This window comes from Pseudomonas sp. Ant30-3 (assembly GCF_000690905.1).
GTDB lineage: Bacteria > Pseudomonadota > Gammaproteobacteria > Pseudomonadales > Pseudomonadaceae > Aquipseudomonas.
Map to the genome: position 1 here is coordinate 38,794 of NZ_JMCL01000058.1, position 6,206 is coordinate 44,999.

At 61.1% G+C, this 6,206-nt stretch carries 8 protein-coding genes; 7 read left to right on the forward strand and 1 reads right to left on the reverse strand.

The annotated features are described in order from the left end of the window. The first annotated feature begins 6 nt into the window (after positions 1 to 6). Positions 7 to 387 carry a RidA family protein gene (locus DU29_RS0115105; protein ID WP_028622408.1) on the forward strand — a complete coding sequence of 127 codons (381 nt, stop codon included), beginning with the start codon at positions 7 to 9 and terminating at the stop codon, positions 385 to 387. Between the two features lie 68 nt (positions 388 to 455). After that, on the forward strand, positions 456 to 1,196 hold the full coding sequence (locus DU29_RS0115110; protein ID WP_028622409.1) for a hypothetical protein: 741 nt from the start codon (positions 456 to 458) through the stop codon (positions 1,194 to 1,196). Between the two features lie 139 nt (positions 1,197 to 1,335). Here DU29_RS0115110 and DU29_RS0115115 read toward each other — a convergent pair whose 3' ends face one another. After that, positions 1,336 to 2,196, reverse strand: a complete 861-nt coding sequence (locus DU29_RS0115115; protein ID WP_028622410.1) for an SDR family oxidoreductase — start codon at positions 2,194 to 2,196, stop codon at positions 1,336 to 1,338. Positions 2,197 to 2,384: 188 nt separating this feature from the next. On the opposite strand from DU29_RS0115115, the gene exbB reads away from it, so the two are divergent. From exbB to DU29_RS01000000130010, 5 genes are all read left to right on the forward strand, one after another. After that, entirely contained in the window at positions 2,385 to 3,365 is a 981-nt protein-coding gene (gene exbB / locus DU29_RS0115120; RefSeq protein WP_028622411.1) for a tonB-system energizer ExbB, read from the forward strand. 6 nt (positions 3,366 to 3,371) lie between these two features. Then, the gene (gene exbD / locus DU29_RS0115125; protein ID WP_028622412.1) at positions 3,372 to 3,800 is read left to right on the forward strand and encodes a TonB system transport protein ExbD; all 429 of its coding nucleotides are present in this window, start codon (positions 3,372 to 3,374) and stop codon (positions 3,798 to 3,800) included. Further along, entirely contained in the window at positions 3,797 to 4,549 is a 753-nt protein-coding gene (locus tag DU29_RS0115130) for an energy transducer TonB family protein (RefSeq protein ID WP_028622413.1), read from the forward strand. Before exbD ends, DU29_RS0115130 begins: the two co-directional genes overlap by 4 nt. Positions 4,550 to 4,846: 297 nt before the next feature. Continuing rightward, positions 4,847 to 5,773: a hydrogen peroxide-inducible genes activator gene (locus DU29_RS0115135; RefSeq protein ID WP_028622414.1), complete on the forward strand. Its 927-nt coding sequence runs from the start codon at positions 4,847 to 4,849 to the stop codon at positions 5,771 to 5,773. Between the two features lie 9 nt (positions 5,774 to 5,782). Continuing rightward, a partial coding sequence (locus DU29_RS01000000130010; protein ID WP_033050561.1) for an OB-fold nucleic acid binding domain-containing protein occupies positions 5,783 to 6,206 on the forward strand: 424 nt, incomplete at its 3' end.

Sequence of the window (6,206 nt, forward strand, 5' to 3'; positions counted from 1 at the left end):
TCATTCATGACCAAGACCGTTATCACCAGCGACAAGGCCCCGGCCGCCATCGGCACTTATTCCCAGGCGATCAAGGCTGGCAACACCGTGTACATGTCGGGCCAGATCCCGCTGGACCCGAAAACCATGGAACTGGTTGAGGGCTTCGAAGCCCAGGTTGTCCAGGTGTTCGAGAACCTCAAGTCCGTGGCTGAAGCTGCTGGCGGTTCGTTCAAGGACATCGTCAAACTGAACATCTTCCTGATCGATCTGAGCCACTTCGCCAAGGTCAACGAGATCATGGGCAAGTATTTCGAGCAGCCATACCCTGCCCGCGCCGCCATCGGTGTCGCTGCCCTGCCAAAGGGTTCGCAGGTTGAAATGGATGCCATTCTGGTCATCGAGTAATGCGTCCGGCGCAGCCCCAGGGCTGCGCCGTCGATGTAGGCAAAGAAGCGTTCTGAAAGGATTCCACCATGCGCCAAGCGCTAGTTCTCTCGCTGGTCGCCCTGTTCCTGGGCGGTTGTGCCAGCGATCCTGCCGATCGTGATATCAGCGGCACCTGGATCAATCAGGTGGCGATCGATGCAGCATCCAAAGGCGCCCCCTTGCGCGAAGCGCTTCAGGCTTATGGCCCGAACCTGGAATGGGACGTCAACACCAAGGCCGCCCAGGCCCGCTACACCAATGGTTTTGAAAATGTCGACGGCAAGCTGCTGGGCGAAGAGTCCGGTGCCTGGAAAGTCGATTTTTATGGCAGCTCTGGCAGTGAGCTCAAGCGTGACGGCAAGCAACTGACCCAGGCCGCCAGCGAGAATGAACCCGAGCAGGTTTTCGACCGCGCGCAAATTCCGGCACCCGACGGTGCGCCTCTGGGGGCGACCTTCGAACGAGCGCTGTATACCGCGTACATGGGCGGCAGCTGGAAAGTCATCAGCGGCCCGGGCATCGGCAATACCGTGCAGTTTCAACCCGACGGCCAGGTCGCCGGTTTGCCAGGGGCAGATCGCTACGCACTTTGCCTGGCCGGCGATTGCGCATCGATGAGCAGCGGCAATGACAACCTGTGGCTGCAATTGAACGGTCAGGGCAATGCCTGGATCTTCAATCGCAAGGGCAAAGAGCTGGAGATTCTGCAAGCGGTGAACACTGCGCAGGCGGACGAGATGCCATCGTTCACGCCGGGCGAGCGCAAGTGGTTGCTGGAGAAGCAGTAACCCGGGCTAAAGGTTGACGCAAGACCAATGTAGGAGCCGGCTTGCTGGCGATAGCGGCGCATCCGGCAACAATCATGTTGGATGTCACGCCGTAATCGCCAGCAAGCCGGCTCCTACAGTTGTATAGCGTGTTCGGGAGTCAGCAGCGCCCTTCAAGTATCGCGGCATACCCTTCGCGATAACTTGGATACGTCGGCTTCCAGCCCAAGGCCTTTGCCCGCGCGTTACTGCAGCGCTTGCTCCCGGCCCGACGAACGCTCGCATCGTCAGCCCAGTCAGTCACACCCAGATATTCGCGCAACCAGCCCACCACTTCCGCCAGCGGTGCAGGCGCATCGTCGACACCGATATAAACGTCGTCGAGCACCTCGCCACGGCGATCCGCTTCAAGCAGATACGCCATCAAACCCGCCGCGTCGTCGGCGTGAATGCGATTGCCATACAGCGGCGGATCGGTCGCCACGCGATAACCGTGACGAACTTGCGTCAGTAGCCATTCGCGGCCCGGACCATAGATACCGGTCAAACGCACGATACTTGCGGGAATACCGCTGTCGAGCGCTACTTGCTCCGCCTCAAGCATCAGTCGGCCTGAATAACCGCTGCCCGGCAGCGCCGGCGAGGTTTCGTCGACCCACTCGCCGTCTTGCTGGCCGTACACACTGCTGCTGGAGACGAACAGCAGGCGAGTGGGCACTTGGCCGTAGTCGTCCAGCCAGCTCAGCACATGCTGTAAACCTTGCACATAAGCAGCGCGATAGCCTGCTTCGTCGTGATCGGTGGCGGCCGCGCAATACACCAGATAATCCACTGCACCCACCGGCCAGGTGGCGGGGCAGTCTTCGTTGAACAAGTCGCCGGCCACACCTATGACGCCTGCCGGCAAACGTGAAACGTCCCGGCGCAAGCCATGAACTTCCCATCCCAAAGCCAGCAATTGTGTGGCCAGACGGCTGCCGACATCACCGCAGCCGGCGATCAAAACAGAAGGCGCGGACATCCAGAAACTCCTATCGCAAAGCCACAGACTAGCGCCGGCAATGGACGAGCGGCTAGCAAAGAAGTAAAAAAAGTTACTGTATTACTTTTGTTAACAAGAATTACTTGCAATAATGCCCGCCACTTTTGTTCTCGGCCTTCGAGGCCTGGAAGAACATTTACCCTCTTTTTCTCTCAGGTCCGGCCAGCATGACACGCAATCAATTCCTCGCTTCGCCAACCAAACGACCTCGCGCATGGCGCGCTATGGCCGCCCTGCTGCTCGGCTTGATGCTGGCGCCCACCGCCGCATTCGCCGATGCCCAGGCGCCAGCCACTCCCGCGACCCAAGCCGCTCCATCGCCTGCACCCGCTGATCAGACCGCTCCTGTCGTGACTCCGGTCGCCGCCGACCCGGCACAAGCCGTGGACGCCCCCGCCGAAGACACACCTGAAATGCTCGAAGCCGGCAACACCCTGGGCATGGCCCATGACCTGTCGCCTTGGGGCATGTACCAGAACGCCGACATCATCGTGAAGATCGTGATGATCGGTCTGGCCATCGCCTCGATCATCACCTGGACGATCTGGATCGCCAAAGGCTTCGAGCTGATGGGCGCCAAGCGTCGTCTGCGCAATGAAATCGTCCACCTGAAAAAAGCCACCACGCTCAAGGAAGCCAGCGCTTCGGCAACCAAGCCGGGGACTCTGGCCAACCTGTTGGTACACGACGCGCTCGAAGAAATGCGCCTGTCGGCCAACAGCCGCGAAAAAGAAGGCATCAAGGAACGCGTCAGCTTCCGCCTGGAGCGACTGGTTGCTGCGTGCGGCCGCAACATGAGCAGCGGCACCGGCGTGCTGGCAACCATCGGTTCCACTGCGCCCTTCGTCGGCCTGTTCGGTACCGTGTGGGGCATCATGAACAGCTTCATCGGCATCGCCAAAACCCAGACCACCAACCTCGCCGTCGTAGCACCGGGCATCGCTGAAGCCTTGTTGGCCACTGCGCTGGGTCTGGTTGCTGCGATTCCAGCGGTGGTGATCTACAACGTGTTTGCCCGCTCGATTGCCGGTTACAAGGCTCAGGTGTCGGATGCGTCGGCGGAAGTGCTGCTGCTGGTCAGCCGTGATCTCGATCACCTGCCGACTGCCGAGCGTTCCTCGCAACCGCATGTGGCCAAAGTAGGGTAATCAGCCATGGGCTTGCATCTCAAAGAAGGCGCAGACGACGATCTGGCCGAGAATCACGAAATCAACGTTACGCCGTTCATTGACGTGATGCTGGTGCTGTTGATCATCTTCATGGTCGCCGCGCCATTGGCCACTGTGGACATCAAGGTCGACCTGCCCGCCTCCACCGCCAAACCGGCGCCACGGCCAGAGAAGCCGGTGTTCCTAAGCGTCAAGGCCGATCAACGCCTGTTCCTCGGCGAAGACGAAGTGAAGGCCGAAACACTCGGCGCCACGCTGGACGCCCGCACCAAAGGCAAGAAAGACACGACGATCTTCTTCCAGGCCGATAAAGGCGTGGACTACGGCGACCTGATGAGCGTGATGGATGCCTTGCGCGCCGCCGGTTACCTGAAAGTCGGCCTGGTCGGACTCGAGACGGCAGCCAAGAAATGATCACGACGCGCCAAAAGCTGACGCGTTACAGCGGGAGCCTGGCCGTGGTGCTGGGCGTCCATGCGCTGGCCATTGCGTTGGCGTTGAACTGGTCGTCGCAGCCGCCCATCGAACTGCCTCCGCAGGCGATGATGGTTGAGCTGGCGCCGGTTCCTGCCCCGCCACCGCCTGCACCGCCCAAGGTGATCACGCCGCCACAGCCGCCGACGCCGGTGGAAGAGCTGCCGATGCCCAAGCTTGCTGAAGCGCCGAAGGCCGAGATTGCCGTGCCCAAGCCTAAACCCAAGCCGAAGCCAAAGCCGCAACCGCCCAAGCCCGTGGAGAAAAAACCCGAGCCGCCGAAGGAAAAGCCCACCGAGGAAAAACCGAGCGACGCGCAACCGACCCAGGCACCGACAGATAAATCCGCACAACCGGCACCCGGCCCGTCGCCAGCGCAGCAAGCAGCCAAGGCCAGTTGGCAAGGCACCCTGCTCGCTCACCTGGCCAAGTACAAAAAGTACCCGGCGAGTGCTCAGTCGCGGGGCAAGGAAGGGTTGAACCGTTTGCGCTTCGTGGTGGACGCTGAGGGCAACGTGTTGTCGTTCGAACTGGTGGGCCGCTCCGGCAACGCCGATCTGGACCGGGCGACCCTGGAAATGATCAAGCGTGCACAACCGCTGCCCAAGCCTCCGGCCGACATGCTGAACAATGGCTCGATCGAAATCGTGGCACCGTTTGTGTATTCCCTGGAAAAACGCCGACGCTGAAGCGATCTCTGTAGCAGCTGGCGCAGCCTGCGTCCGGCTGCGCAGCAGTCGTATAAATCAGCCAATGCGGTTTTTCTGCAGGACCGCAGCGTTCAGATATACGACTGCTGCGCAGTCGGACGCAGGCTGCGCCAGCTGCTACGAGAAGGATATTCATAGGGCACCGAAAGGTGCCTTTTGCATTTCCACCCCTGGCAAACACGCATTGCCCGGTGTCACTCACCTCTCTCAGTCTGATAACGTGCGTCTATCGATTGCAGCCGTTATGCTTGGCTCGCATCTTCACGGACGTTCGCCATGACCCTTACAGAATTACGCTACATCGTTACCCTCGCCCAAGAGCAGCATTTCGGCCATGCGGCCGAGCGTTGCCACGTCAGTCAGCCGACCCTGTCGGTGGGCGTGAAAAAGCTTGAAGACGAACTCGGTGTGCTGATTTTCGAGCGCAGCAAGAGCGCCGTACGCCTGACGCCGGTTGGCGAAGGCATCGTGGCTCAGGCGCAAAAAGTCCTGGAGCAAGCCCAAGGGATCCGCGAACTGGCGCAGGCTGGCAAAAACCAGCTGACGGCCCCGCTGAAAGTCGGCGCGATCTACACGGTCGGCCCGTATTTGTTTCCGCATCTGATCCCGCAGCTGCACCGCGTGGCTCCGCAGATGCCGCTGTACATCGAAGAAAACTTCACCCACGTGCTGCGCGACAAGCTGCGCAACGGCGAGCTGGACGCGATCATCATCGCCCTGCCGTTCAACGAAGCCGACGTGTTGACCCTGCAGCTCTACGACGAGCCGTTCTACGTGCTGATGCCGGCTCAACACCCGTGGACGCAAAAAAAATCAATCGACGCCAGCCTGCTCAACGACAAAAGCCTGTTGCTGCTGGGCGAAGGCCACTGCTTCCGCGATCAGGTGTTGGAAGCCTGCCCGACGCTGACCAAAGGCAACGACGGCGCCAAACACACCACGGTGGAATCCAGCTCGCTGGAAACCATTCGCCACATGGTCGCCTCCGGCCTGGGCATCTCGATCCTGCCGCTCTCGGCCGTCGACAGCCACCATTACGCCCCCGGCGTGATCGAAGTGCGTCCGCTGACGCCGCCGGTGCCGTTTCGCACAGTGGCCATCGCCTGGCGCGCGAGCTTCCCGCGCCCCAAAGCCATTGAAATCCTCGCTGACTCGATACGCCTGTGCTCGGTGGCCAAGCCGCCAGCGCCGGTGGCCGGTTAAGCAACAGCCATGACCGAGTTGTCGCAAGTGTCGGTGACGGCGCTCAAGGGTGTCGGTGAAGCCATGGCCGAGAAACTGGCCAAGGTCGGCCTGGAGAATCTTCAGGACGTACTGTTCCATCTGCCCTTGCGTTATCAGGACCGCACGCGTGTGGTCCCGATCGGTCATCTGCGCCCAGGTCAGGATGCCGTGATCGAAGGCACCGTCAGCGGCGCCGATGTAGTCATGGGCCGCCGCCGCAGCCTGGTCGTGCGATTGCAGGACGGCACCGGCGGGCTCAGCCTGCGCTTCTACCATTTCAGCAACGCGCAGAAGGAAGGCCTCAAGCGCGGCACGCGGATTCGCTGTTACGGCGAAGCGCGGCCCGGTGCGTCGGGGCTGGAAATCTATCACCCGGAATACCGCGCCATCACCGGTGACGAACCACCGCCGG

What these genes read in the sequence shown, in the direction of transcription:
- DU29_RS0115105 (WP_028622408.1), top strand. Translation starts at nt 7, where the DNA reads ATGACCAAGACCGTTATCACCAGCGACAAGGCCCCGGCCGCCATCGGC.
- DU29_RS0115110 (WP_028622409.1), top strand. Translation starts at nt 456, where the DNA reads ATGCGCCAAGCGCTAGTTCTCTCGCTGGTCGCCCTGTTCCTGGGCGGT.
- DU29_RS0115115 (WP_028622410.1), bottom strand. Translation starts at nt 2,196, where the DNA reads ATGTCCGCGCCTTCTGTTTTGATCGCCGGCTGCGGTGATGTCGGCAGC.
- exbB (WP_028622411.1), top strand. Translation starts at nt 2,385, where the DNA reads ATGACACGCAATCAATTCCTCGCTTCGCCAACCAAACGACCTCGCGCA.
- exbD (WP_028622412.1), top strand. Translation starts at nt 3,372, where the DNA reads ATGGGCTTGCATCTCAAAGAAGGCGCAGACGACGATCTGGCCGAGAAT.
- DU29_RS0115130 (WP_028622413.1), top strand. Translation starts at nt 3,797, where the DNA reads ATGATCACGACGCGCCAAAAGCTGACGCGTTACAGCGGGAGCCTGGCC.
- DU29_RS0115135 (WP_028622414.1), top strand. Translation starts at nt 4,847, where the DNA reads ATGACCCTTACAGAATTACGCTACATCGTTACCCTCGCCCAAGAGCAG.